Source organism: Pseudomonas abyssi, from assembly GCF_003444685.1.
Taxonomy (GTDB): Bacteria; Pseudomonadota; Gammaproteobacteria; order Pseudomonadales; family Pseudomonadaceae; genus Halopseudomonas; species Halopseudomonas abyssi.
Genome location: NZ_LMAZ01000001.1, coordinates 1,502,360 through 1,527,506, shown reverse-complemented (window position 1 = coordinate 1,527,506; position 25,147 = coordinate 1,502,360). Strand labels below are relative to the sequence as shown.

The window sequence follows — 25,147 nt, the reverse complement described above, 5'->3', positions numbered from 1 at the left end:
AACTCCTTACAGGGTCGGGAACGAGATTTTCGGCAGTGGCTCTGCCTGCAGCTTGATGGCTCTGCCATCAGGGGTGGCGTCACGCGCACCGTTACCGCCCGCGTCACGCTGGCCGGCCTTCAACTCTGAGATGAGGCGCTTGGCCTCGGAGCGCGGCATGCCGGATGCACGCAGCGCGTTTTCTACTCGGCGGGCGCTGTGCGCCTCTGGCCGGTCTTCGCCTCGCTCGATCTCATCAGAGGCGAGCAAGCTGTCGGCAAAGCCCTTCTCAACAGCGGCACTGCCGCCGATCCACGTCTCGCCGTCCATCATGGTCTGGATGGTGGCCAGCTCGATGCCGGTGTGGGCGACGTAGATGTCGGCCATCGCCTCGTCAAACGGCTCCAGGTAATCGGCGTAAGAGCGGAAGTCGTGGCGGTTGCCCGCGGCGAACGTCCATGCGTTGTGAATCATGAGAAAACCAGCGCGCGAGACCTGCACCTCATCACCCGCCATGGCTATGATTGAGGCGGCGCTCGCAGCCAGCCCAAGCACCTTGATGGTCACGTGGCCGCTGTGTTCGCGCAGCAGGTTGTAAATGGCCAGGCCTTCGAACATGTCGCCGCCAGGGCTGTTGATGACCACATCAACATCGTTGTCGCCGATACTGCGCAGGGCTGCAGCGATGCGCTTGGCGGTGACGCCTTCACCGGTCCACCAGTCTTCGCCAATGATGTCGAGAATGCTGATGGTGTTGTCCGACTCGGCAGCCGCCTTGATCGTCGGGTTCCAGCGATCCAGCGCCTTGGGCGACAGGTCAAAGCGCATCGAGCGCACAGGCGCGCTCACCCGGGCAACGGGCTTGTTCTTACGGTCCATTGTTGGTTCCTTGGGGCTGGCCCAGCTGGTCGATGGTGGTCATGGCTGTTTGCACAGTCAGCTTGTCGGCGTTGCCACCCTTCGGCGGCAGGTTCTCTTTCTGGCGGCCTTCGTCGCGGGTCATCAGGCCGTGATCCACCATTTTGCTAAGGAACTCGGCACGCCCTGCGCTATCGGCCCGCAGCAAGCCTTCAATGCTGAACTCGGCGTAGTAGCGCTGCCGATCAACGGGGCTGAGCAGGTCTTTGTTGATGTGCTGTTCTATGCGCGTTAGCCAGGGCCGCAAGGTAAACGTGAGAAAGCCAATCATCTGTTGCTCAATCCCGGTGCCCCAGCTGGTGGACTTCTCGCTGTGGCCGACCATAAAGGGCGGCACCCGGAACCAGCGGCAGATCTCCTCAACGCTGAACGCGCGGGACTCCAGCAGCTGGGCATCTTTGGGATTGATGCCAATAACTTTGGCGTCCATGCCACCTTCGAGCAGCGGCGACTTGCCGGCGTTGATGGCGCCGGAAATTTCCTTGAGGTTCTCCCTGAACTCCTTGCGCTGATCTGGCTTGAGCACCTGTTGCATACTGAATGCCACCGTAGGCGACAGGCCCCGCTCAAACGTGCCGTTGGCGGCGGTGCTGGCCGCCAACGCCGAACCAAACACCGTGGCGCCATACTCAATGGCAGACACGCCCCAGCAACCATCCAGGGTGAAGCCGGGGATGCGAAAAATCCGGCTCTCCGGAATGATGCGCTGCGTACCGTTGCGCTCGGTGTAGCGAAACTCGCGGTTTCCACGGCTATCGCGGCTGATGCTCAGCCGCCGGCGATCCAGAAACACCAGCGCCACCTCACGGTTGCCGATGAACTTGCGCTCGGCAAAGCCACCGTCACGCAGCAGCATTGAGACGATCATCGACTCCCAGAACACCGATGCCGTGCTCTCGGCGTTGGGGTAGCTGTGAATCAGCGAGTACAGCGGGTGATTGCGCGCCTCTACCCGCCCCGCGCCGGTGCGCTCATACAGCCCCAGCGGCAGTGTTGAGATGGTCTCAGCGATCAGCCGCACGCAGGCCCACACCGTCGACAACTGCATGACCGTGCGCTCGTTGATCTGCTGGCCGGCCTCGGTTTTGCCGAAGTAGGTCCAGAACGCTTCCTCTGTAAGGCCGACCGGCACACCCAGCCAGCTCTGAAACGCTGCCTTGATGCGGCCCGGCTTCTTCTGTTGGTTCTTCATACGATGATCGGGTCCATTAGGAAGGCGTCGATATTGGCGCTACCCTCTTGCTCACCTGCCGCGCCAACGGCCATGGCCAGCGCGACGATGCCGTCGATGCGGCCCGTGCTTTTGCGCTTGGCGAAAATGCGGTTGTCTTTCTGGTCTGCGTCCAACACTGCGCCTGCTGCGTTCCAGCGCAGGCAGGGGTTTGCCTTGATCTCGATCTGCTGCTCGGTGAGCAGGGTTTCGAGCAGCTCGATCGAGCGCGGCATCCATAGCCCGGACTGCTGCGACTTGGCGTAGCCCTGCCCGTGCGATACCAGCTCGACCATCACCCCCTCGGCGTCCAGCTCGGGCGTCATGTACTTGATGCGGTAGGGGTCAAAGGCGATGCCGTCCAGCTGGAACATCTGCGCGAGTTCGCCGATGCGCTGTGCAACAAAACCGTAATTAACAGCCATACCGGGCGGCGCGTGGATGTGCCCCTCGCGCAGCCAGGCGTCATACGGCACCTGGTCAACCCGGGCGCGGTCATGCAGCGAGTCACCCGGCGTCCAGAACTCAACGAACGCTCGACGCTGGGCCGGGAAGTACAGGGCCAAGGCCGTCAGGTCTCGGCTGCCGGAAAGGTCCAGCCCGCCAAAGCAGGGCTCGCCCAGCAGCTCTTCAATGTCGAACTCGCGCTCGCAGCGCATCCACACCGGGCCGGATATCCACGGGTTCTCGGCGTCTACCCACTGGCAGAAGTTGAGCCGGCGCACGGTGCTCTCTTTCGAGGGCATGCCACGGGCCTCGGTGACCTGCTCGCGCAGGTACTTGTATCCGGGCACCCCGCCGTTGCTGTCGCCGGGCTTACCGAACGCCAAGCTGGGGTTGACCTTGTGCCAGCAGGCTTCATCCTGAAACGGGTCGTCACCGTCATCCAGGCTGCAGACAAAGCCAAAGAAGCTGTCATCCAGCTTGGTGCCAGCTGATACTGCTCTGGCGTATTCGTGGTAGTCGAAGCAAATGCTGGTCTTGTCGTGGCCGCTGTTGGTGATCATGACGATCAGCGCTTGGCGGCGACTCTTGGTACCGGCCCGCATCATGTCAACGACCATGCGGGTCTTGTGTTCGTGAATCTCGTCCAGCAGCGCGACGTGCGGGCGCGGGCCTGACTGGCCGTCGTCTGCACTGATCGCACGGAAGAAACTACCGCTGGCGGGGTGCGCCAGGTTCCATACCTTCTCCCCGCGCCCCGTCTTTTCGATCCGAGCGGCCAGCGCCGCGGACTGGTCAACCATCGACACCGCGTCGCGGAACAGGATCATGGCCTGATCCTTCTTTGTCGCTGCGGCGTAGATCTCGGCGCGCGGTTCGTTATCGCTGGTCATGCCATACAGGCCGATGCCAGCCACCAACGGCGACTTGCCGGAGCCCTTGGCGGTTTCGATGTAGGCGGTGCGGAATCGGCGGTGGCCGTCTTGCCCCTTCCAGCCAAACAGGCAGCCAACGATGAACGCTTGCCACGGGTGCAGCAGGAAGGGCTGGCCTTCAAACTCGCCACCATTAAGGCAGAGCACTTCCTCGAAGTAGCCAATGGCGCGGGTCGCGGCGTCCACGTCCCACACCAGGCCTCGCTCGGCGCCTGTCTTCAGGTCATCCAGGTGGCGCTTACAGGCGTTGCGAATATCAGGGCCAGCCACAATGCGGCCGGCGGTTACTTCTTGGGCATAGGCAGTCGCGCGATCAGCTGAAGTACTTGTCCGCGATTTGCTTTTGCTCATTGGGGAACAGCTCGCCTTGCGGGGCCTCTACCCGCAGGCCTCGACGGGCCAGCGGCGAGAAGCCGAATTGCCTCCCGATGGCGTCGACACGCGAGTTGAACATGGCACGCGCCTGCATCACCTCGGACACACTGCGGTAGCCCGTCCGGGAGGTTTGAAAGTAACCACGTACACCGTTGGTCGAGGTCTCGTTTAGCTCGTCCATCATCCGATCCAGCGCCCGCACCTTGCTCAGGCAGTGGCAGTACTCGGCGAGCGTATGCCCGTCCAAGCGCGTCACCAGCCCCAACTTGAGCAGGTCAGGGATCAGCCCGTCCCAAATCTGGGCAGCCTCTTCGTTGAGGTGGTCTGGTTTGTCCGGTGCCTCTGCAGGCACTGGCGGGTTGAGCGCCTCATCGAGCAGAGCCTGCCCGTTCTTCTTGCTGGGGTTGCCCTTGATCAGATGCACCACCGCAGGCTTGCCTGTGCGGCCTGAGTTTCCGTTGCCGGCCATAGTCTTCTCCCGACGGCGCTACCCTACCGGGGTGCCGTCCATATACGTCAGCGGCGGGGCGTCAGGGTCGGCCTCTTCGCCGAGTGCCATGACCAATGCCTCAAGCAGTTGGCTGTTCGCTTCCAGCAGCTGATTGGTTTCTTGCTGCAGCTCGATCTGGCGCTCCAGCAGCGGGGCGATGTCACTGTGCAGGCCGGCGTCCAAACCGCCGTCGGCGATCATGACCTCGGCGCCCAAGCGCTCAGCCAATACGTTTGCCTCCGCGAGCACCGCCACGCGCTGCTCCGGCTTCAGAACCTGCTCGGCCTTGATCACCAGCAGAACCTTGCGTAAATCGCTCATAAGCCACCTGTACCCATTTCCGCATTCTGGCGCGCCGCTGTTCGCATGCTGAACAGGCCATCGCAACCTCCAAAACCATTAGATTTCACGTAGCGCAACGTCATGACCGAAAGGGGTACCCCCCCATTTTTCCCGGCGTTGCGCAAAAACTGGCCGTCGGGGTCTCAGGCGGCAGCCTGTGAACTTTTGCCCCACCCCTCCCCCTCGCGCCGTCATGCCCGCCAGTGGTGGTTGGCGTCCAGCGGGATTCCGTCCAGCCCGCAGCCGATCTCCCGGCCTGCCTTCTCGATGCGCTGCTTCGTCGAGTCGTGGTGCGTCGAGCATAGGCCCTGCCAGTTGTCCTGGTCCCAGAACAACCGCTGAGCCTCGCTGATGGCGGCCCTGTCGCCCGACTTGATTGCCTGCTTCAAGCGGTGTGGCTTGATGTGGTCAACCACCGTTGCCGGCGTGACCCTGCCCTGCCGCTGGCACATGACGCACAGCGGATGGCTGACCAGGTAGGTCTTCGCTGCTTTGGTCCAGCGCGACGTATAGACGCGCGGCTCAGTGCTCATCGCCCGAAAGCCTTGCGGAACAGATCAATGATCGCTGGCAAGCTGCGACCGTCAGGCCCGTTGAACCAGGCGAACGCGCCACGCACCAGCACCCAAGCAGGCAAGCCGGCAGTGAAGTACACACCGGCGAACGCCACCAGCCCCTCGAAGGTCTCAGCCCACGCCTGCAGGCCAAGCCACTGGATGATGAACGCACCACCGCAGACTGAGCCCAGCACCGTGCACACCAGGGCAACCACCCACTCGCGCCGCGACTGCGGCTCGGTCAGGCTCATCACCACAAGCGCCACAGCACCAGCGCCAACGCTGATGCCCAGCAACTTGCCCAGGCCAATGCCGGCCAGCCCTGCGGTGGTCGGCTCGCTCATGTCCTGAATCCTCATAAGGTGCTCCCGGGTTGAACCTTCCCTGGCGCTGAAATAAAAAAACCCCGCCGGAGCGGGGTTTGGGGTTTGCTGGCAGCCAATCCAGCAGGGGAAGCGTTGTGCGCTTGCTGCTTACGCACGTACAACACGAATAGCTGACTTTTTACGCTAGACCGTCAATGGCGTAAACCATCGATTAACGCCCTTTCAGGCGCTTTGCGTGGGTGGTGTGTGCAAGGTGTGTTGAACATGCGTTAGAGCCAAAAAGCGCCCGACGAACGGTATCAACTATTTTCACGCCACCCGCTTCAGCCAAGGCAACTCAGCCAGCAGTAGCGGCTCAACCAGCACATGCAACTGGTGCAGCTTGCTGCGGTAGGTCACCTGCGACCGCCACCCCATGCGCTTGGCCTGCTGCTCCACCAGCGGCATCGGGTCGGTCAGGTAACGCACCCGGGCCAGCTTGGCCAGCTCCACGCCCACCTTGCCATGCCCGCCCGCCTCGACTGGCTGGCGGATCAGCACTAAGGCCCGCTCAACTGCCTCACCGATCAACCCCATGTCGCCCAAAGCCAGGTTTGCATCTTGCCCGTTGCCGCCAGTACCGCGGATCAGCACACCCTTGGAGTCGATCGCAGCACCCAGCGTGCACTGCAATGACCAAGCGCCGCCCCGCCGCCGATACTGGTCGCCCCACGCCGCCAACGCCATTTCTACGCGCTCAATCACACCCCACCTCCCTGCCCATGCAGGGCAGCCAGCTCGGCGCGCAACGCAGCATCGCGCCGCTGCAGCACCTCCAAACGCTCCAGCACGTGCAGGTAATCCGGGAACCAGTCACCCACCAGGATATCTTCAGCTAGCTCACCCTCGGCATGCACCGTGAACACGTAGCGCACGCCGGCCAGCGGGCCTTCACTGGTTGGTCTGATGCTGCGGAACAGCTCATAAACGTTGTCCACCTGATCCCAGCTGGTGAACCCATAACCGGCCAACGCTTCGGTCAGGTCCACTGAATCCGACCACTCGATCAAGTCCGGCAGATCGCCAGCCACCTTGCTCCACTCACCCTTCTCAACTCGATAAACCGCCATAACGTTCCCCTTCTGTTGGCTGAAACACTTAATCAGACTCTTTTTACTCTACTGTCTGAATACTGTCTGAATATCTATCTGAAAATATGTATATAAAAAACAATAACTTATAAAAAATCAGACAGTCAGACAGATAAAACGCACAAACCACACATACGCGCGCACGCGCGTAAGAATCCCGTAAAAATGTGTCGGAGCGTCGGAAAGCCCGATTTAGAGCGCTCGCGCACTGTCGGAAGACGTGTCTGAATACTGTCGGAGTGTCGGAAAATCACGCTGCCATACTCCTGGCCTGGTCGTTTAGCGACTTGTGGAACGCCCGGCACTGCTGCCCAACCTCGGTCAACCACGCCTTGTCCTGCTCCCTGGTCGCCATGGCCGGCGGCAGGTAGATGCGACAAGTCCGGTGCTTGTCCATGTCGTGAGGGTAGTGAATATCCTTGCGCACCTGCGGCATATCGCGCATTGCCTCCTGATAGAACTCGCGCTCCCGGCGCTTGAACTCGTTGGCCCGCTCGCACCATCGGCAGAACGCCCGATACAGATCACCGGCCACCACCGCACCCACTGGCCAGTCTGTCTCACCCCGCAGCCAGATCCGGATGAAGTAGCGCGCAGGCGTCAAACTGCCCTCGATCAGCTGGTTCTTCTCCTCGTTGAGCGGCGGCTTGGTGTGGGCACTAAACCCCGTCATATCCAGCTCAAGCAGGTACTGATAGAACGCCTCGGTACCGCCATCCGCAATCTCGGCCAACAGGTTATCGAAGTACCCCTGCGGCGGCACCTTGTCAACGTACAACACCAAATAGCGGCGGTCGCCGTCGTCCAGCTCCAGCGGCACCGTCGAGTTGGATAGGAACACAAAGTTGAGGTGGTTCGCCTCCTCCCGCAGACTCTGCATCTTCTCGTTGATCTGCAGCGTCTCACCCGTCACCAGATGCTTGAGCAGGCCCTTGTAGTGGCGCATTTCCTGCCGGCTTACCACCTCCTCGGCCAGTGCAAACAGCTTGCGCGACTGCCAGCCGGTAAACTGGCTCTCCAGCTGGGCCTGGCCGATCGTCACGCCGTAATCGCCATAGATACGCTTAACCACCTTCTCCCACACCAAGCTCTTACCCGGTCCCTCCGCGCCAAACATCACCACCGAGCTGTGCATCTTCGCACCGGGGTTCTGCAGCGGGTAAGCAATCCAGCGCAGCAAAAAGTTGTACTCGTCCTGTCGGTACCCGCACAGCCGCCACAGGTGCGCCAGGATCAGCTCGCAACCAGAACGCGCGCGCGGGTCTGGCGTCATCTTGAAGCCGTCATACAGGTTCAGCATGGTCGGCGAGCACCCAAGGGTCGGGTCAAACACCACATCTTCCGCCACCCGCCGGTGCTGGCTCTCCTGCCACAGCTTGATGCGCTCACGCCCAACCACCTCCCGCAGCGCCGTCATCTTCACCATGCGCCGTCGGTTGCAGTCCCACACCAAGTCAGTGCCGTAGATCAGCACAAAATCCAGCAGCAGCTCCTGCTCACCAATCCTGAACACCCCCTCGCCCCCGGCGTGCGTGTGCGCGAGCTCTGGGGGCGGGCTTTCAGCATCGGCCAGTGCATCGCACGCACCAGAGGGGGCGCCGGGGAGATCATCACCCAAAGGCGGCGCATCATCACGCACAGCAGTCGTGGCCTGCCGCTGGGGTCGGCTATCCAACCCAAGCAGCTTGGCCGCCGCCTTGGTCGCCGCCTTCGCATCGCCGTCATGCTCAAGAATGCGGAACACATCAAAAGCGTCATTCATGTGATCGTTACACAGCGGGTCTGACGCATGATGCGAGTACACCCGGCCATCCGTCACCGCCACACCAGGCAGCCCGCTGGAGCTGCACGGTGCCAACCACTTGTTGCCCCGCCGCTCATACCCGTGCGCAGCCAGCAGGCTCTCCACATCGTGCGCCCGGTTAAACTGCTCGATCACATCCCCACCGCCCGACGGCGGCGCAGCGGGCCGTGTTGGATGCCTCACCACCTGAGCAGGCTTGGGCGCCCACGGGCAGGCCGCAACCGCATCACGCTTGAATGCCTCCCAGTTCAACCACACCGCCAGCAGCGCCTGCGGCAACACCGGCAGGCCCGCGTCAGCATCCGGCGCAGTGCGCCAGGTGTAGGGCTTGCCGGTACCGGGGTGGATCGACGGCGGCAGCACGTCCTGCACCAGCCCTGCGCGCAGCTCAAATACCGTGAATCGTTTGATCTTGTCCGCCTCAGCGCGAGCCTCTGCTGCTGCTGCCTCATCGCCCTCTTCTTTCGCCGCCTTGGCAGCGGCCATCAGCCCCTTAAACTTGGAGCCGTCCGGGTCATCCTGATGCGGCCACGTCAGTGAGTGCCGGCCTAGCTCCACCCCATCCGGCACGCGGAACAGCACCCGGAACCGCAGCGGGTTGCCCACCACCGTAGGGTTGCTGTCTGCCATAGCATCCAGGTCAACACCCAGCAGCTCGCGCAGCGCATGCCGCGTCCACTCCACATCATCCACGTCCAGCGAGCATACCCGGCTGGGGCCGAGCACAACGCCCATGTTGTTATTCGGGTTACGCTGCCAAAACACCTCGGCGGCAGCAGCGTCTGTCAGGTAACCACCCGGCTGGTTCCAGCCATGCCCCTTGGGGGCCTTTTCGCCCGGATCGATCGACACCAGCGCAAGGCCAAATGCATCGATATACCGCCGCGCCCAAGAGCTGATCGGGGCCTCTCGCTTGTCAGTCATGCAGCCGCTCCCCCGGATAACCATCATGCAGCACACCATCCAACAAACGGCCTGCCGCCTTCTTCCCAATGCGCTGCATCCACGCCTGATTGTCACCCTCGGCACCCAGGGCACTGCCGTCCTCGCCCAAGTCCGTCAGACGCACGCGGGGCACACCTTCCAAAGGCTCATAACCCAAGGCTGACGGCCCACGCGGCGACCACTCGCCCCATTGCTTGAACAAAAAGGGCACCTCAGCGGCAGCACATTCATCACGCAGAGTACGCGGCCAGTCAGGGTGCATCGGCCTTGCGTGCGCTCCAGACTCACCGCCAACCACTACCCAATCAAGCGCTTCGAGCGCATTCTGATGAACCGCAGCGTGGTCAAACTCCACCCACATGCCCGAAAAGCTGATTGGCCCGAGCAGCGGCTCCGCAGATATCCAGCGCACAGCGGCGGGCGCCTTAAGCAGCAGCGGAATCCGCGCCTCGGCTGTTGCCTGATCCTCAACGCTCACTCCGAGCCATACGTTTTCATAAGGCCAACCGGGTCCGCAGTTATCGTAACCGCCACGCCCGCCGGTGGCCGGCTCCCACGGCAGGCCAGAGGGCCATGCCTCGCTTATCTTGTACGGGTAGTCTTCCCCATCGCAGGCCCACTCAAAGAACGCCAGCATGCGCTCTGGCCGCTTGGTCAGGATCTGGTACGTGTGCCGCGTGGTCACGGCCATGATGGCGAAAATCTCGGCTATCACCTCAAACGGCACGCTGTCGTGAAACAGGTCACTCATTGAGTTCACAAAGATGCGTCGAGGCTTCACCCAGCGCAGCGGCAGGCCAATCGCCGAGCCAACCACAGCCACCTTGCCATTCCACTGCCCACCCTTGGCGATCAGCCCCTCATACGGCATACCCGGCCCGCTGAAACGCTTCGCCACGCCCTCGGCGTAACAGTTGCGGCAACCCTCACTCACACGCGAGCAGCCGCGGATCGGGTTCCAGGTGGCGTCAGTCCATTCGATACCTGTCTTATCACCCACGGCCCACCCCCTTATGCTCCCGGATCGCCTGACAATCCACGCAGCACTCAACGCCCGGCAGGGCCTCACGGCGTTTCAGGGGTATGGCCTCGCCACAGTCCATGCAGTAGGGGTTATCGAGGGCCAGGCGGCTGGCCTGATAGCGGCGATGCTCCAAGGCATCATCGAGCATCTGCTGGGCGCGGTCGCTGCCCAAGTCGCAAGCATCAGCCATGGTCTGCGCCCTCCGCGTCTTCCATCGCCAGCCGCGCACCAGCAACAATGCCCAGCACCTGGCTGATCAGCTGGTTGGCGTGGTACTCCAGGTCGGCCACCTCATGCGCCTCCCAGCGCCCGTCATCGGCACCGGCATGCAGGCTGCCCACAAACTTGCCCTCTTCCTCAAGCATCTTGCCCAAGGCCTTGAGCGCAGGTTTAGTGGCGGGCACTGGCTGAGGGGTGAACGCAACGGCTCCAGCACTGCGCACCAGTGCGGCAGCCAGGCGAGGGTCTTGCGTGTGGGTCAGAATGTCCTCGATCCACTCCGGCGCGATTGGCCGGCGGTTGTTTGGGTTGAGGGTTTTGTGCAGGGCGTCTGGGTCAATGCCCATTTCAAGGGCCACGGCGGTAATACCGCCCTTTGCATCACGGCACGCGCGATACAGCGCAGCCCTGATCGACAGTACCGGACCAGCGTCCGGCAGCAGGTCTTTACGGCTCATAGGTTTTATTTCCCCTTTATCGCCGTAGCCAATGGGCGCCGGGGCGCATACCATTGGGCTACAGCAGCTTAGCCCTCTGAACACTGGCTGTGTCCGGGGCTGGCTGTTGTGCGGTGAGCGGTGTGGTAGCTGCTCACCAACCCGTCAGAGCCTTGGGTCTTCCGTGGTAGGTGGTCCCTTGGCTCTGACACCTTTTTAGCCAGTCGCACTGCGGCTGGCCTCGGTCCTTGCTCTATGCCGGTAGCGGTCTGCTGGTGAGGCTCCCGCTACCGGCTCCCGCCGCGTGTTCCTTGGCTGTGTCCCCGGCGGGTTGTGATTCTCAGGCGGCAGCGGCTTGTGCAGCTGGCCCAGCAACGCGCTCGGCATACAGCTGCTCAATACGCTTGCCGGACTCATACAGCATCGGGCTGCCCTTGAGGGCGCGATGGATGGTTGGCTGGCTGACGCCAATGGCTTTCGCAATCTCGTTTTGAGACATGCCGCCGTCAGTCAAGGCTTTCAGCATCTGCGAGATGTTCATGACAAAACCCATTCAGTTAGGTATTGAAGCGACAATACCCGACTGAATCAAAGGCTGCAATACAATTTCGTTAATACATTGAAGAATAGCGGCCAGCGAATGAACCTATATCTACCTGGGCCAGCCACTTGGGCAGCCTTTAAAAACAGAATGGAAGAACTGGGCTGGTCAGAGGCTCAGCTGGCCGCCAAAGCGGGCATGTCACAACCCACGGTCCACCGCATCATCAACGGCCACTCTGATGACCCCCGCATCAGCAACATCGTCAAGATTGCCACCGCGCTGGGCATCGGCGAGCGTCAGGTTGTTAGCGAGCACCCCGCGCAGTATCTCCTACCAGACAACGTCACCGATGGCCCACGCATCAAAGGCCGCGTACCGCTGATATCGTGGGTCAGAGCCAGCGAACTGTGCGAAGCCATTGACCTTTACGCCCCGGGCGACGCGGAGGATTGGCTTGACTGCCCCTTCCCGCACAGCAGCAAAGCATTCTGCCTGCGCGTCAGCGGGCCAAGCATGCTGCCAGAATACCGTGACGGAGAGATCATCCTGGTCGACCCAGATATAGAGGCCCGGCACGGCGATGACGTGGTTGTCCGCACCCCAGAGGGCAAGACCACATTCAAGCGCTACAACAGCACACCAGAGGGCGACTACCTGATCGCCCTCAACCCCGACATGGCCAACCGGATCATCGAAGTGCCTGAAGGCACCTCTATATGCGGCGTAGTCACCGGCTCATGGAATAAGCGCCGGTAACAATGCATTCATGAAAATTAATACAACTAGGTATTGATTTAGTTAATTCATCAGAGCATTATCGTGTTGAACCCACCTACCACACGGGTACAACACCATGCGGACACAGCCATCAACACCCTGCAGGGTCTACCTGCACCCCACAGCGGCCACTAACCCGGCCACCATCGCAGCCATCATCAAGCGCACCGGCCTTGCCATCGTTGTCGGTGGTAATCGCGCCGGCGCAGCGCTGCGCCCTGCTCAGCCGGTCGACAACTGCGGCCCCTGGAACGGGGGTGACGCAGCATGATTCGCCTCACCGCCGTCAGCCAGCAGCTGCTGGCCCACCAGCTCAAAAGCCCCGGCAGCTTCCTTACCGTGCTGCAGCGCCATACCGGCGAGCGCATCCGCGCCTTGCTGACCACCGAGCGCCAGGGCGATCGCATCAGCCTCACCCTGCGCGCCCATGGCACCGTCAACAGCACCTCGCTGCCAGCCAAGCAAGCCGAAACCACCCTCAAACGCCGCGCCCAGCGCTGGATTGAAGACTGCGCCAATGGCCGGCTGGAGTGTGCAGCGTGAGCCGGGAAGAACAGCGAGAAGTCGCACGGTGGCATATCCGTAACGCGCTTGATGGCGTGCGGTACCGGTGCGCAGCGGATTACGACATCGGGTACGCCGGAGGCCAGATCAACATGGCCTTTTTCCTCGGACTAATTGACCAGGAGGAGGCCGACCGGCTTGACGCCCTGGCGCACAACGCACGCGAGCACAACAAACGCCGCTGGTCCGTAGCAACACAGGAGGCCAACCATGACGCATGAATACGACCTGGCCACCACAGCCAAGCTGCTCGGCACCGGCCTCAAGCGCCTGACCGCAGACCTCAAGGCCCGCAAAATCCTGGACCAGCACTGTCTGCCCTATAACACGTCAGACGTTGACGCCGGTCGCCTGCGCGTAAAGCTCAAGCACCACAACGGCAACCCGCTGATCAACAACGGACACGGCCAGACTTACGGCAAAACCTACGTCACCCAGAAAGGCCTGCGCTGGCTCGCCGACCTGATGGGCGTAGAGATTGAGGAGGCCGCGTGATCAACCTCAACAAAGTCCCCCTCAACCCGCAGCCACTGGTCGAGCGCATCACTGGCGCCGTTGCCCTGCTGCAACTGCGCCTCAAGCACCCGACCGCCGTCGATGCCAAACAGGCGGCAGCCGTTGCCGCCGAAGCGCTGGAGCACCTGCGCCGCCTGGACGACCAAGCCCTGCGCCTGGCCGAGGCCCTGCACATTGGCATGGCCCGCTTCCCCTACCCGCTCACCGTCAGCGTGGGTTTTGTGGGGCGCGATCAAGAGCAACTGCAGCTCACCGTCATGGACGGCCACCACCTCATGCACGCCGTGCAGGCCAAAACCGTCGACGGACTGCGAGAACTGCTCGCCGTGGGCTACCTGCCCGAGGTGGCCGCATGACCACTGCCACCCTTGAGCAGCTGCAGCGCCGCTACAGCCTGCCCTATCTCACACTCACGGAGCTGCGGGTGGAGCACTTCCCGCACATCCAAACCGACCGCCACCTGCGCCGGCTGATCGAATCCGGCGAGGTCAACATCACACCCAAGCGGCTGCACGAATCCAAACGCAGCCCGCTGGTGGTACCGCTGGAGGAACTCGCCCGCTATCTCGACGAGCGCCTACAGCACCGCACCGCCGCCTAAGCGGCAACCAACCAGAGGAAGCACCAATGAAACCGACAGACCCGGGCGAGTTTATCGCCAGTTTGAACGCCGGCGTTCTCGCCAACCAGATGGGCAAAGCCCTGTCCGATGTGGCGGCAAACGTAATTGAGCACAGCAAGAAGGGCAAAGTCGTCCTTACGCTGGACCTGAGCCAGATCGGCGACAGCCACCAGGTGAAGGTTGCCCACAAACTGGAATTCACCACCCCGACCAAGCGCGGCAGCAAACGCGAAGACCTGGCGACCGAAACGCCGTTCTTCGTTACTGAGAAAGGCCTGCAGCTGTTCGCAGACAACCCGACCGGCCAACTGTTTAACAAGCAGGACGCCCCGGTCACCACCCGCGACTGACCGCCAGCAGCACCAATCCACCTACCACAAGGAAATACCCAATGTTGCCAGTAGAAACCCTCAACCAGATCACAGCGACCCACACCGTAGCCAACGGCAAGCCGCTGGATACCTTCGTGCCCACGGCACTGGTACCCGACCAGTTCAGCATCAAGAATCTGGAGCATCTGCAAGAGCTGCGCAGCCGCTTCCGTGGCCAGCTCAGCACCCAATCATTCCGCGACTTCTGCACCTACGTTGAGAAACACCAGGGGCAACTCGACAAACCGGCCGGCTTTGTCGACGCCGACGCCATGGCCTGCCAGGTGCTGTTCAACCTCGGGACCCTGGCGGTGCCCGGCCACGGCGATGACAGCGCCAACCTCACCCTCAAGCCCACCGCCGCATTCAACGCCCTGCGCCAGATTGCCGGCAAAACGCTCAAGCAAAGCCAGCTGGCCGAGTGGATGGAAGACTGGCACGACTTCCTGAAGGTGAAAGACGCCGACGGCAAAGACATGAACGTCGCCGTGGCGGTACAGAAGATCCGCAGCATCACCATCAAGGCACTTGCAGAGCGCACCAGCACAGAAAGCAACTTCGGCGCATCGCGCAGCAGCATGGACAGCATCGAAGCCGCCCACGCCGAGCAGCAACCCGCCGACCTGCTGTTCACCACCCCGCCCTATGACGGGCTTGGCTCGCGCACCTTCACCCTGCGCCTAAGCGTCATCACCGGCGACACCCCGCTGCTGAAAGTGCGCTGGGTAATGCAGGAGCAGCAAGAGGAAGAAATGGCGCAGGAGTTTAAAGACCGCCTGACATCCGAGATTGGCGGGCTTTGCACACTCACCGTCGGCACCTTCGCCCTCGGCCAATAACCACCTACCACAGCAGCCAGCCCGGCGGCGCGCCTACCACGCCAACGCCGCCGGGCGCAGGGAGACACAGCCAATGACCACAACAACCACCCTCACCGCCGTTCACTACCTGGGCGCCGCCATCGTCGTCCTGATCGTCCTGCTGGCCATCGCGTGCTGGTGGGCCTACCGAGCATTCGAGCGCGGCAGCAGCATCCCGCAAGCCGAGGTCAGCACGCTCCGCACCGGACAGGCCTTGGCAAGACAAAAAAACGCAGAGCTCAAGTGCGCGAATGCCAGCCTGAAGCACCAGTTGCTCCGCAGCCGAGAGAACGCCGCCCAGGCACTGGAACAGCAACAGCTGAACCATGAGCAAGAACTGCAGGCCCTGCGCGACCGGCTCAACCCGCTCAGCGAGCGCGACATCAGCACCATCGGAGGGATGGCCGAGAAGCTGAACCTGGCAGCAAACGCCCTGCACGCAACAGGCAGCTTCAAGCAATCACGCGAGGCAAAAAACCTCGCCTCCAGCGGTTTCCGCATCGTTGACGACCTCAACCGCGCACGTGCAACGCAGGAGGCAGCATGACAGGCCAAGCCATCCGCACCCACAACGAGCTGAACGCCGCCTATGCGGCGCACAAGGCCAACATCGCCCTGCTGCAGCGCACCCCGCCCGAAGGCCCCGACGCCCGCGAACGCCGCCAGCGCACAATCGACAACCTGCGCGACCAGATGCTGGCGATCGACACCCAGCTGATGCGCGAAGAATGCGCAGAGGGGGTTTGATATGCAGTCACCTGACCAGAACGTAGAACGCAACCGGCAGCTGCTGCTGGATCGCTCCCTTGTCGGCCTCAAGAAGTACGGCGTGACCACCGAGCGCAACGACCTGACCACCGAGCGCAACGACCTGACCCTCAATGACTGGCTGCAACACCTGCTGGAGGAGCTGCTGGACGCGGCCAACTATGTGCAGGCGGCGATGAACAATGCGGCGCCCGCCTGCCCGGCTGAGCACATGCATAAGGGCATGCTGCTTTGGATTTTGTACCACCACCAAGGCGGCAAATGCCCCATTGGGCAGCCTATCCGCCGCGTGCTAGGTATCGAGCAGCACGCGGCACTCACCACCGAGCAAGTGCGCTACGCCGTCACTGTCGCCCGCATGGCCGGCGCGCCAGATGACCTGGCCGCAGTGTGCTCAGCTGCTGCCAACCAGGAAACCCAAGTGACCGTCTCACGGGTCGCCCTGAAGCAAGTGCTCAACGCATTGGCGAACGGCCCGGCCCATCACATCCGTGAAATGCAGGCCACTCGGCTACCCGTCGAAATGTTCCCCGACAACCCGATCAACATCCTGATCGCCGAGTTCAACGGTACCGCCAAGCAAAGCGGAGGTGACCAGTGAACCCCATCCACCAGGAAGACCGTCAGACCATCGGCAATGCGCATTTCACGGCCCACTGCCGTATTGGTATTGCGCTCGCCCACCTGCAGGGTGACGCCTACACCACCGGCGTTGAGCGCGGCAAAGCGCTGGCCAAGCAGGCAGCTATCGAGGCGGGCACCATATCACCAACGCTATGCCAGACCATCCACCTCGGCCAACCCGGCGTCACCGTTGAGCCCTGCCTGATGCTGGGGCCGGATGACGACGAAGTAGCAGCCCTGCTGTTTGCTGCCCCCGGTACCGAAGTGCGCCTGACCTGGCCAACGCAAACCCAGGCGCTGGCCGTGCTGGCTGCTGCAACTGGGGAGCAGCAGCTTACAACCGAATCAGCGCCCGGCGCGCCTCTTCGCTATACCCGTGACGGTTCGCTGGCTGAATGTCCCTGCTGCGGGTCGCTAGACGTTGGCGGCGCGTCGGACACGGTCAATTGCTATGGGTGCGGCTTGACTATCAAAAAGCCGAGACCGCTGCAGAACGCCGTAGACGCTTGGAACACCCGCGCAAGGCGCGAACACGGCAGCCCTCCCGCGCAGGATGTGGCGGGGCTGATCGAGGCTCTGCATCGGCTTGAGCGTGCGAGTGACCGACGAGCTGCGCTGTTGACTAGCGAGGCGTACCGCATGTGCTCGCTGATCCCCGGTATGGATGGCGCCCTGTTAGAGCTTGAAGACGCGCGCAAGCAGGCTCGCGAACTGCTCGACGCCCACCAGAGCGGAGGTGCAGCATGAGCCTTGATTACATCCGCGAAACCTACAAGGTACCCGCCGTGCTGAATGGCCGCGTTCGCTACTCAGGTGACGCAATCCAGCGCGAAGGCACAATCGTTGGCGCCGGCAACGCACACCTCAAGGTGCAACTCGACGGTGACGACTTCGCCGGCAACTACCACCCGACGTGGAAGATGGAGTACCTGCCTCTATCTGGTGACATCTCGGACCAAGAATGGATCAATGCAGGCTGCCCTCGTGAAAGCAGCCCTGCAGCTGCGGAGCCAGATTCGGCGGGCGAGGTGATGGTAATCAAGCATCAGCAACAGCCCTGCCCAGTCAGCTGCACTTCCGCATGCATCGCCATGCTGTCAAACACCCCGGTGGCGGACGTGGTTACCCGGTTTCACGACGACTACCGAGCCTCAAAGATCGGTTTCGGTCACATGCTGCGAGAGCTTGGGGTTCCCTACAAAGCGTTCATGACTGACGGCATGGACGCAATCGAACCAGCAGGCGCTTACCTGCTGACGGTCCCGTCTCTGAACCTGGTCGCGCAAAACCACAGCGTAGTGCTGGAGATTACCGAGGACTGGGATTGGTGGATTCACGATCCAGTAAAAGGCAGGGAGGGGAAGCGCTACTACACGGCCAATGTGGTGCAGTGCGAAGCCGAACAGATGCTTTCGTCGGGGTACTCAATCGAGGCCTTTGTCAGCATGGATGACTTGCGCAGGATCTACGCAGCGGAGGCCACCCCATGAACCTCCACACCCAATACCAGCTCAACTACGCCAACGATCTGCGCATAGACCTGTTCGCCGGCGGCGGCGGGGCCAGCACCGGTACCGAAATGGCGACCGGCAAACCGGTGGATATCGCGGTCAACCACAACGAGAACGCGATCAGCATGCACCGCGTGAATCACCCCTACACCCAGCACTTTACGTGCGACGTGTACGAGGTGAAGCCGCACCAGGTCACCGGCGGTCGCCGCGTGGCACACCTGCACGCTTCGCCCGACTGCACCCACCACAGCCAGGCAGCAGGCGGGCAACCGCGCAGCACCGCAAGCCGTTCGCTGTCGTGGGTCATCGCCATGTGGGCAGGCCAGGCAGCACCGGCCATGATAACGATGGAAAACGTCAAGCAGATCCGCAACTGGGGGCCACTGGTCGCCAAGCGCTGCAAGGCCACCGGGCGCGTGGTCACGCTAGACCGCATCACCTGCCCCCGCACCGGCAAGGCCATCAACCGCGTGGCAGAACCGGGCGAGCGGGTACCAGTGCAGAACCAGTTCCTGATACCCGACCCTAAGCGCAAGGGCAAAACGTGGCGCGCCTTCCTCAAGCACTTGCGCGGGCTGGGTTACCAGGTAGAGCACCAACTTCTGCGCGCCTGCGACTACGGCGCAGCCACCACACGCGAGCGCCTGTTTCTGGTCGCCCGCCGTGACGGCCTGCCGATCTGCTGGCCCGAGCCAACCCACTTCGAGAAGCCCAAGCGCGGCCAGAAGCGCTGGCCAGCCGCAGCCGATCACATCGACTTCAGCCTGCCCTGCCCGTCGATCTTCGACCGCCCACGCCCGCTGGCCGACGCCACCATGCGCCGCATCGCCAAAGGCATCCGCCGCTTTGTGCTCGATAGCGCGCAGCCCTTCATCGTGCCGATCGCCAACTGGAGCAGCGACCGCATACACCCCGTCGACGAACCACTGCGCACCATCACCGGCCAACCCAAGGGCGGGGCGTTTGCGCTGACCTCTGCTGTCATCGCACCGGCAACCCATCAAGGGGCAGACCGCGTGCAAGACGCACGGCAGCCACTGCCAACCATCACCTGCGCCAACCGAGGCGAGCTCATGATTGCCTCACCAACACTGGTGCAAACCGGTTACGGCGAACGCGAAGGCCAGCAGCCCCGCGCGCTGGATATCGGCAAACCTCTAGGCACCGTCGTTGCAGGCGCAGCAAAGCACGCCCTGGCCTGCGCCTTCATGGCCCAAATGAACGGCGGCTACAACACCACCCCCGGCCACCCGCTCACCCAGCCAGCCAGCACCATCGTCGGCAAAGCCAGCCAGCAGCAGCTGGTCACCGCCAACCTGGTGACCCTGCGGCAGAACTGCGACAGCCAAGCAGTCGATAAGCCGCTGCCGGCGGTAACGGCGGCAGGGCAGCATCATGCGCTGGTTGAATGCACCCTCTCCCCCGAAGTGATCGAGGAGAAAGCCCTGCGTGTTGCCGCGTTCCTTATGAGCTACTACGGCACCGACAACCTGTCAGCGCCTGACTCGCCACTGCCCACCATCACCACCAAAGACCGGCTCGCGCTGGTAACCGTGGTGTACCAGGGCACGCCCTACGTCATCATCGATATCGGCCTGCGCATGCTCCAGCCCCGCGAGCTATACGGCTGCCAAGGCATGCCCAGCAACTACATCATCGACCGCGGCCACGACGGACGCACCTTCAGCAAGTCGGACCAGGTGAAGATGGTCGGCAACAGCGTCAGCCCCTACCCCATGGCCGCGCTGGTGAAAGCCAACGAGCACGATCAGCAGCTGGTGCAGGGGGTGGCGGCATGACCAAAGCCCAAGCACTACCCGCCGTGACACTCGCCATCCGCTGGCAAGACCTACTGCCAGCCAGCACCACCGCTGCCCTGCGCCGCCAGCGCTGGGCTCATTGGCTACGACTGAGCCGCACAGCCGGCCACACCAGCACCGCGCGGTTCTGGGCCACCCCAGACGCGCCATGCAACACCTGCAGCCACCGGCATGGCGGCTGGTGCCGCGCCCATGGCCTACCGTGCAATTTCAACCCCATCAGCACCCCGCGCTGCGGTCTGCAGGGCTTGGCCTGCTGGGGCGCTGGCTATACCGCCAGAGCGCTCGAGCAACTGCCACTGATCGCACCGGCCAGCACGGCAAAGGAGGCAACAGCATGACCTGCCACCTACACCGCTGCACCAACCTGCCAGAGCCTGGCTACATCGAACGCGGAACGCGCCCGAAAAAGCCAACCCGCTGGCGGGTGAACTACCTGATCAAGACCCCAGACGGGGCAACCCACATTGAAAACACCACAGTCACCCAGCCCATCACCATCCCCGAGCTGCTGGCCGTAATGGACAAGATGATCGAGCGGCTGGGCGATGAAGTGGGCAACGTAGCAACGCAGGTCACGTGGGACGCGTTCTCGCGGGGCGGGCATAAGAAGAAGGGGAAGCGGCGATGATCAACCCGAAAGCAGGCGAACTGCTGGCCAGCAGCATCAGCGCGACCATATCAGAGGGGTTCACCGTCACAACCGCAGACGGGAGGCCAGCCAGGCTGGCGGTGGTAGACGATGCCGGCAACATCGTAGAGGCAGGCCCGCAGGTGGCCCAGCAGGCGTGGGCGGTGTGCATCCAGGCTCAGCAGAACTTCTGGCGCGGTGAGGGGCACCTGCGAGTACTCAGCAAGCCCGCAGAGCCCATCAAAAAAGACGCAGCGGCTTAGCCGCGGAACTCAACACCCTGCCGCCATTCCCCGGTTCTGCGGTTAATCCGCAGCAGCCGGGGCGCCCCGCCCTTGGGCGCCAACAGCAGGTCCATTTCTTTACTGCTGTCGGCGTCTACGCCCTTGGTGTACAGCACCACCCTTTCAAACGTATCCATGACCAGCTGGCGTGCTTTGAGCCGGGCGTCACTGTCCAGCGCTTCCACCCCATCCACCAGCGCCGCCCAGGCCTCGGCCAACGCCGGCTCACTTACGGATGCCACCGCCGCCAGCTCATGCTCAGCATCTGCCACAGCCTGCCGCTGGCCGGCCAGCTGCTGCTCCAGCTCACGCGCCTTGCGCACAAACACAATGGGGGTTGGCCCGTCATCCAGCATCAGGGCCTCGGTCAGTTTCTCCAGCTGGCGTTCAGTTGCGGCCAGCTCGGCACGCACGGTGGCCACCCGCGCGCGGGCCTGATCGGCACGCCCGCTGCCTTGCAGCAAAGCTGACAGGTTCATCTGGTCCGAGCAGTAGCGCATCAGCGCCCGCTCAACCGGCACCACAGAACAGCTGCCCGCATGACAGGCCCGGGTGTGGGAATAACTGGAGCAGATCAGCCGCCGATGCCCGTCCGATATCGACCCATCAGCCCGCCGCCGGTGCATCATGTTCTGCGCCGCCAGCGCCGCGCCACAGTAGCCACAGCGCGCAATGCCGCTGCCACTGATCACGCTGACGATATCGCCCCGCCCCTTCAGCTGCTGCCGCTTGTTGACCAGCGCCTGCAACCGCTCAAAGCGATCGCGCTCCAGCAACGCAGGGTAATAGCCCTGCAGGGCGTACGTCTCACCATCCACCCGCAGGATCTTGTCACCCACCAGCGGCGCCAGGCGCACGGTTTTATACAGCTGCGCACCGGCAGCGGCACCACGGGTAAAGCGCAGCCCGCGCCGCTCCAGCTCGCGCAGCACCCGCGTAGCACCCAGGCCAGACTCAAACAGCTCAACAGCTGCCAGCACGCCCTCGGCAATATCGGGCACCAGCTCCCAGCGCTCGCCATTCCAGCTCAGCCAGTGCGGATCCTTCCCGTTGCGGATCAGCCCGCGATAACTCCCCGCCTGCCACTGCTCACACTGCCGGCGAATCGCGGCCCGCACCCGCTTGCTTTTGGTGTCCGACTCTTCATGCGCGCGGATCATCACCAGCAGGCTATACACCAGGTCCATGGGCGACGCCTTGAGCGTTTCGCGGTTATAGGCGCGCCCGTCACTGGCCGTAACTACCGTGATGCCAGCGTTGATAATCTGCGCCAACTGCGCCTGCGCCAAAATGGGCTCAGCCCGGCTTAGCCGGTCCAACCCCTCAACCACCAACACAGACCCCGGCTCAATCCGCCCCTCACTCACCGCCGCCAGAAACACACCCAGCGCGCCCTGCTTGATGTGCCGCTGGTGGTAAGCCGACAAGCCCTCATCACGCATCGACAGCGCGGAATCCAGCTCCAGCTCATGCTCCAACGCCCAGCGCCGCGCATACTCCAGCTGGCGATCAGCACTACTGCCCGTCGCCTGACGGCTGTCAGAGAACCGAAGGTAACTGTATACTCGCGCCCTTTTCCCGCTGCTCATTCCGTGATCCCTGATGAACAAAACTAACTCAACAGTACCACGTATAGGATTCGTATCGCTCGGGTGTCCGAAAGCGCTGGTTGATTCCGAGCGCATCCTGACCCAGCTGCGCACCGAAGGTTATCAGGTGGTACCCACCTACGAAGACGCCGACGTTGTGGTGGTCAACACCTGCGGATTTATCGATACCGCCAAGGCTGAATCGCTGGATGCCATTGGCGAAGCCATCGCCGAGAACGGCCGTGTGATCGTCACCGGCTGCATGGGTGTTGAAGAAAGCGCGATCCGTGAGGTGCACCCGAGCGTGCTCGCCGTCACCGGCCCACAGCAGTACGAGCAGGTGGTCAGTGCTGTTCATGAGGTAGTACCACCCAAGCAGGATCACAACCCGCTGATCGATCTGGTGCCGCCACAGGGCGTCAAGCTGACGCCACGTCACTACGCCTATCTGAAAATTTCCGAGGGCTGCAACCACAGCTGCAGCTTCTGCATCATTCCGTCGATGCGTGGCAAGCTGGTCAGCCGCCCGGTGGGTGAGGTGCTGAGCGAAGCCGAGCGCCTGGCCAAGGCCGGCGTGAAGGAAGTGCTGGTCATCTCCCAGGACACCAGCGCCTACGGCGTCGACATCAAATACCGCACCGGCTTCTGGAACGGCCGCCCGGTCAAGTCGCGCATGACCGAGATGTGCGAAGCGCTCAGTGAACTGGGTATTTGGGTGCGTCTGCACTACGTCTACCCCTACCCGCACGTGGACGAGCTGATCCCGCTGATGGCCGAAGGCAAGATCCTGCCGTATCTGGACATCCCGTTCCAGCACGCCAGCCCGAACGTGCTCAAGGCCATGAAGCGCCCGGCGTTTGAAGACAAGACCCTTGCCCGCATCAAGAAATGGCGCGAGATCTGCCCTGAGCTGACCATCCGCTCGACCTTTATCGTCGGCTTCCCGGGCGAAACCGAGGAAGACTTCCAGTACCTGCTCGACTGGCTGACCGAAGCGCAGCTCGACCGCGTTGGCTGCTTCAAGTACTCCCCGGTTGAGGGCGCACCGGCCAACGACCTGGGCCTTGAGGCGATCCCGGAAGACGTGCAACAGGATCGCTGGGAGCGCTTCATGGCGCACCAGCAGGCGATTTCCACCGCGCGCCTGCAGCAGAAGATCGGCCAGACCATCCAGGTCATCATCGACGAAGTGGACGAAGAAGGCCCAATCGGCCGTTCGATGGCAGACGCGCCGGAAATCGACGGCAACGTTTACCTCGATACCGACGAAGACCTCAAACCGGGCGATATGGTCACCGTCGTGGTAACCGACGCCGACGAGTACGATCTTTGGGCACAGTTGGCCTGATTCCGTGAACGGTCACCGTGCCCTGCCGGTGACCGCCTCCCCCGCTGGATCCTGCTCGTACCGGCACGCAGAGATCGGTTAATCGCTTAATCGAGCAAATGGCGCTGTTGATACAGCTGCTGCCAGTGCTCACCCTGCTTGCCGCTGACTTCAGTATCGAAGTAATGACGTACCCGACGACGGTCCTGCGGGTTATCTTTCAGCGCCGCACCGATAATGAAGTGCAGCAGGTCTTCCGGCGCCATCTTGCCGCCGCGGTAATACCAGGCGTATACCATCAGCGCGTGAGCCACAGCCACCGCCTCGGCAGTCGACATCACCGCGGCGGCCAGTCGGTCGGTGCTGCGGCCACTGAGCGTCTGGCCGTTGCGCAGTTCGTGAAACACCGTTACCAGCATCTCCAGAATGGCCGGCTCGGCAGCCATCTCCACGCCTGACTGACGCGCCAGCAAGCTGGATTCGCGCTGCACAATATCCAGTTCGGCATCGAGATCATCGATGGGCTCGATGGTTTCAAAGTTGAGCCGGCGCTTCAGCGCTGCGCTCATGTCGAACAGACCGCGGTCGAGCGAGTTGGATGTCGCAATCACATTGAAGCCTTCACGCGCATAGAGCACGCCGTCTTCCCCCGCCAACTCGGGTATCTGCAGCTGCCGCTCGGACAGAATTGACAATAGCGCGTCCTGCACCAGCTGCGGGCAACGGGCGAGCTCTTCAAAGCGCACCAGCTTGCCCTGCTCCATGCCGATAAACAGCGCACCGGGTATCAACGCTTCGCGGCAGGGGCCCAGTTTGTCGAGCAGACTGGTGTTCCAGTCATAAATCAGTTGGCGGTAATGCGAGATAGTGCCCCCCTGTATGGTCAGGCGCGACTGCCCGGATACGCCGCAGGCGATGAGTTCGGACAACCATGACTTGGCGGTACCCGGCTCGCCGATCAGCATGGCGCCGCGGTTGGTCGCCAGCGAGACGATAACCCGGCTGACCATCTCACGTGGCGCGACGAACTTGCGCTCAATGCCGAGTGCATCGTTACCCAACACAAAGTGCTCGATAGCCGTGGGCGACAGCAGCCAACCGGGCGGCACCGGGCCGTCATCCCACTGCTGAAGTTTTACCAGTTGATCCTGAAAGCGATCTTCTGCGGCGGGCCGCTGGATGGCCTTATCTTTCATACCCA

The 25,147-nt window shown here is 62.5% G+C and carries 35 protein-coding genes; 19 read left to right on the top strand and 16 right to left on the bottom strand.

The genetic code is table 11. The features are described from left to right. Positions 1–6 precede the first annotated feature (6 nt). From ASB58_RS07045 to ASB58_RS06975, 14 genes are all read right to left on the bottom strand, one after another. Positions 7–858, bottom strand: a complete 852-nt coding sequence (locus tag ASB58_RS07045) for a head maturation protease, ClpP-related (RefSeq protein WP_118129803.1) — start codon at positions 856–858, stop codon at positions 7–9. Then, positions 848–2,089: a phage portal protein gene (locus ASB58_RS07040; protein WP_118129802.1), complete on the bottom strand. Its 1,242-nt coding sequence runs from the start codon at positions 2,087–2,089 to the stop codon at positions 848–850. The genes ASB58_RS07045 and ASB58_RS07040 overlap by 11 nt, the downstream gene beginning before the upstream one ends. Continuing rightward, positions 2,086–3,837, bottom strand: a complete 1,752-nt coding sequence (locus tag ASB58_RS07035) for a terminase large subunit (RefSeq protein ID WP_118129801.1) — start codon at positions 3,835–3,837, stop codon at positions 2,086–2,088. Before ASB58_RS07035 ends, ASB58_RS07040 begins: the two co-directional genes overlap by 4 nt. Further along, on the bottom strand, positions 3,800–4,330 hold the full coding sequence (locus tag ASB58_RS07030; protein WP_118129800.1) for a P27 family phage terminase small subunit: 531 nt from the start codon (positions 4,328–4,330) through the stop codon (positions 3,800–3,802). The genes ASB58_RS07035 and ASB58_RS07030 overlap by 38 nt, the downstream gene beginning before the upstream one ends. 18 nt (positions 4,331–4,348) lie before the next feature. Then, positions 4,349–4,672, bottom strand: a complete 324-nt coding sequence (locus ASB58_RS20195) for a hypothetical protein (protein ID WP_235827236.1) — start codon at positions 4,670–4,672, stop codon at positions 4,349–4,351. A gap of 212 nt (positions 4,673–4,884) precedes the next feature. Further along, positions 4,885–5,226 carry an HNH endonuclease signature motif containing protein gene (locus tag ASB58_RS07015; RefSeq protein WP_118129798.1) on the bottom strand — a complete coding sequence of 114 codons (342 nt, stop codon included), beginning with the start codon at positions 5,224–5,226 and terminating at the stop codon, positions 4,885–4,887. Next, entirely contained in the window at positions 5,223–5,594 is a 372-nt protein-coding gene (locus tag ASB58_RS07010) for a hypothetical protein (RefSeq protein ID WP_118129797.1), read from the bottom strand. The genes ASB58_RS07015 and ASB58_RS07010 overlap by 4 nt, the downstream gene beginning before the upstream one ends. A 291-nt stretch (positions 5,595–5,885) precedes the next feature. Beyond that, positions 5,886–6,320 (bottom strand): hypothetical protein, encoded by a 435-nt coding sequence (locus ASB58_RS07005; protein ID WP_118129796.1) that lies wholly within the window; start codon positions 6,318–6,320, stop codon positions 5,886–5,888. Further along, positions 6,317–6,685 carry a hypothetical protein gene (locus ASB58_RS07000; RefSeq protein ID WP_118129795.1) on the bottom strand — a complete coding sequence of 123 codons (369 nt, stop codon included), beginning with the start codon at positions 6,683–6,685 and terminating at the stop codon, positions 6,317–6,319. The genes ASB58_RS07005 and ASB58_RS07000 overlap by 4 nt, the downstream gene beginning before the upstream one ends. 271 nt (positions 6,686–6,956) lie before the next feature. Then, positions 6,957–9,434, bottom strand: a complete 2,478-nt coding sequence (locus ASB58_RS06995; protein WP_181977876.1) for a bifunctional DNA primase/polymerase — start codon at positions 9,432–9,434, stop codon at positions 6,957–6,959. Further along, entirely contained in the window at positions 9,427–10,455 is a 1,029-nt protein-coding gene (locus ASB58_RS06990) for a phage Gp37/Gp68 family protein (protein WP_118129793.1), read from the bottom strand. The genes ASB58_RS06995 and ASB58_RS06990 overlap by 8 nt, the downstream gene beginning before the upstream one ends. After that, the gene (locus tag ASB58_RS06985; protein ID WP_118129792.1) at positions 10,448–10,669 is read right to left on the bottom strand and encodes a TraR/DksA C4-type zinc finger protein; all 222 of its coding nucleotides are present in this window, start codon (positions 10,667–10,669) and stop codon (positions 10,448–10,450) included. The genes ASB58_RS06990 and ASB58_RS06985 overlap by 8 nt, the downstream gene beginning before the upstream one ends. Then, entirely contained in the window at positions 10,662–11,156 is a 495-nt protein-coding gene (locus ASB58_RS06980; RefSeq protein WP_118129791.1) for a phage regulatory CII family protein, read from the bottom strand. The genes ASB58_RS06985 and ASB58_RS06980 overlap by 8 nt, the downstream gene beginning before the upstream one ends. Positions 11,157–11,475: 319 nt before the next feature. Continuing rightward, positions 11,476–11,676, bottom strand: a complete 201-nt coding sequence (locus ASB58_RS06975; RefSeq protein WP_118130023.1) for a winged helix-turn-helix domain-containing protein — start codon at positions 11,674–11,676, stop codon at positions 11,476–11,478. A gap of 150 nt (positions 11,677–11,826) precedes the next feature. On the opposite strand from ASB58_RS06975, the gene ASB58_RS06970 reads away from it, so the two are divergent. From ASB58_RS06970 to ASB58_RS06885, 18 genes are all read left to right on the top strand, one after another. Then, positions 11,827–12,435, top strand: a complete 609-nt coding sequence (locus ASB58_RS06970) for a type II toxin-antitoxin system RelB family anti-toxin (protein WP_181977875.1) — start codon at positions 11,827–11,829, stop codon at positions 12,433–12,435. 97 nt (positions 12,436–12,532) lie between these two features. Beyond that, positions 12,533–12,727, top strand: a complete 195-nt coding sequence (locus ASB58_RS06965; protein ID WP_118129789.1) for a hypothetical protein — start codon at positions 12,533–12,535, stop codon at positions 12,725–12,727. After that, positions 12,724–12,999: a hypothetical protein gene (locus ASB58_RS06960; protein ID WP_118129788.1), complete on the top strand. Its 276-nt coding sequence runs from the start codon at positions 12,724–12,726 to the stop codon at positions 12,997–12,999. Before ASB58_RS06965 ends, ASB58_RS06960 begins: the two co-directional genes overlap by 4 nt. Then, positions 12,996–13,241, top strand: a complete 246-nt coding sequence (locus ASB58_RS06955) for a hypothetical protein (protein ID WP_118129787.1) — start codon at positions 12,996–12,998, stop codon at positions 13,239–13,241. The genes ASB58_RS06960 and ASB58_RS06955 overlap by 4 nt, the downstream gene beginning before the upstream one ends. Next, positions 13,231–13,515: a phage antirepressor KilAC domain-containing protein gene (locus tag ASB58_RS06950; RefSeq protein ID WP_118129786.1), complete on the top strand. Its 285-nt coding sequence runs from the start codon at positions 13,231–13,233 to the stop codon at positions 13,513–13,515. The genes ASB58_RS06955 and ASB58_RS06950 overlap by 11 nt, the downstream gene beginning before the upstream one ends. Beyond that, positions 13,512–13,892: a hypothetical protein gene (locus ASB58_RS06945; protein ID WP_118129785.1), complete on the top strand. Its 381-nt coding sequence runs from the start codon at positions 13,512–13,514 to the stop codon at positions 13,890–13,892. The genes ASB58_RS06950 and ASB58_RS06945 overlap by 4 nt, the downstream gene beginning before the upstream one ends. Next, entirely contained in the window at positions 13,889–14,137 is a 249-nt protein-coding gene (locus ASB58_RS06940; protein ID WP_118129784.1) for a pyocin activator PrtN family protein, read from the top strand. Before ASB58_RS06945 ends, ASB58_RS06940 begins: the two co-directional genes overlap by 4 nt. Positions 14,138–14,163: 26 nt before the next feature. Continuing rightward, positions 14,164–14,508: a YfdP family phage-associated protein gene (locus ASB58_RS06935; protein ID WP_118129783.1), complete on the top strand. Its 345-nt coding sequence runs from the start codon at positions 14,164–14,166 to the stop codon at positions 14,506–14,508. 41 nt (positions 14,509–14,549) lie between these two features. Further along, positions 14,550–15,368, top strand: a complete 819-nt coding sequence (locus tag ASB58_RS06930) for a DUF2303 family protein (protein WP_118129782.1) — start codon at positions 14,550–14,552, stop codon at positions 15,366–15,368. A gap of 73 nt (positions 15,369–15,441) precedes the next feature. Further along, entirely contained in the window at positions 15,442–15,936 is a 495-nt protein-coding gene (locus ASB58_RS06925; RefSeq protein WP_118129781.1) for a sensor histidine kinase, read from the top strand. Further along, positions 15,933–16,136 carry a hypothetical protein gene (locus ASB58_RS06920; RefSeq protein WP_118129780.1) on the top strand — a complete coding sequence of 68 codons (204 nt, stop codon included), beginning with the start codon at positions 15,933–15,935 and terminating at the stop codon, positions 16,134–16,136. The genes ASB58_RS06925 and ASB58_RS06920 overlap by 4 nt, the downstream gene beginning before the upstream one ends. 1 nt (position 16,137) lies before the next feature. After that, positions 16,138–16,758: a hypothetical protein gene (locus ASB58_RS20015; RefSeq protein ID WP_181977874.1), complete on the top strand. Its 621-nt coding sequence runs from the start codon at positions 16,138–16,140 to the stop codon at positions 16,756–16,758. Beyond that, positions 16,755–17,528 (top strand): hypothetical protein, encoded by a 774-nt coding sequence (locus tag ASB58_RS06910; protein WP_118129779.1) that lies wholly within the window; start codon positions 16,755–16,757, stop codon positions 17,526–17,528. The genes ASB58_RS20015 and ASB58_RS06910 overlap by 4 nt, the downstream gene beginning before the upstream one ends. Further along, a complete protein-coding gene (locus ASB58_RS20135; RefSeq protein WP_202974596.1) occupies positions 17,525–18,271 on the top strand; it encodes a hypothetical protein in 747 nt (248 codons plus the stop codon). Before ASB58_RS06910 ends, ASB58_RS20135 begins: the two co-directional genes overlap by 4 nt. After that, positions 18,268–20,094 carry a DNA cytosine methyltransferase gene (locus tag ASB58_RS06900; RefSeq protein ID WP_118129778.1) on the top strand — a complete coding sequence of 609 codons (1,827 nt, stop codon included), beginning with the start codon at positions 18,268–18,270 and terminating at the stop codon, positions 20,092–20,094. The genes ASB58_RS20135 and ASB58_RS06900 overlap by 4 nt, the downstream gene beginning before the upstream one ends. Then, complete coding sequence (locus ASB58_RS06895; RefSeq protein WP_118129777.1) at positions 20,091–20,456, top strand: hypothetical protein; 366 nt, start codon at positions 20,091–20,093, stop codon at positions 20,454–20,456. The genes ASB58_RS06900 and ASB58_RS06895 overlap by 4 nt, the downstream gene beginning before the upstream one ends. After that, positions 20,453–20,746, top strand: a complete 294-nt coding sequence (locus tag ASB58_RS06890; RefSeq protein WP_118129776.1) for a hypothetical protein — start codon at positions 20,453–20,455, stop codon at positions 20,744–20,746. Before ASB58_RS06895 ends, ASB58_RS06890 begins: the two co-directional genes overlap by 4 nt. Beyond that, entirely contained in the window at positions 20,743–21,009 is a 267-nt protein-coding gene (locus ASB58_RS06885) for a hypothetical protein (protein WP_118129775.1), read from the top strand. The genes ASB58_RS06890 and ASB58_RS06885 overlap by 4 nt, the downstream gene beginning before the upstream one ends. On the opposite strand, the gene ASB58_RS06880 is transcribed toward ASB58_RS06885, so the two are convergent. Next, positions 21,006–22,619, bottom strand: a complete 1,614-nt coding sequence (locus tag ASB58_RS06880; protein ID WP_202974595.1) for a recombinase family protein — start codon at positions 22,617–22,619, stop codon at positions 21,006–21,008. The genes ASB58_RS06885 and ASB58_RS06880 overlap by 4 nt on opposite strands. Before the next feature lie 13 nt (positions 22,620–22,632). Between ASB58_RS06880 and rimO the strand changes: the two genes are divergently transcribed. Next, entirely contained in the window at positions 22,633–23,967 is a 1,335-nt protein-coding gene (gene rimO / locus ASB58_RS06875) for a 30S ribosomal protein S12 methylthiotransferase RimO (protein WP_118129774.1), read from the top strand. 86 nt (positions 23,968–24,053) lie between these two features. Here the strand turns inward: rimO and ASB58_RS06870 are convergent, their stop codons facing one another. Continuing rightward, positions 24,054–25,142 (bottom strand): ATP-binding protein, encoded by a 1,089-nt coding sequence (locus ASB58_RS06870; protein ID WP_118129773.1) that lies wholly within the window; start codon positions 25,140–25,142, stop codon positions 24,054–24,056. Between the last annotated feature and the right edge of the window lie 5 nt (positions 25,143–25,147).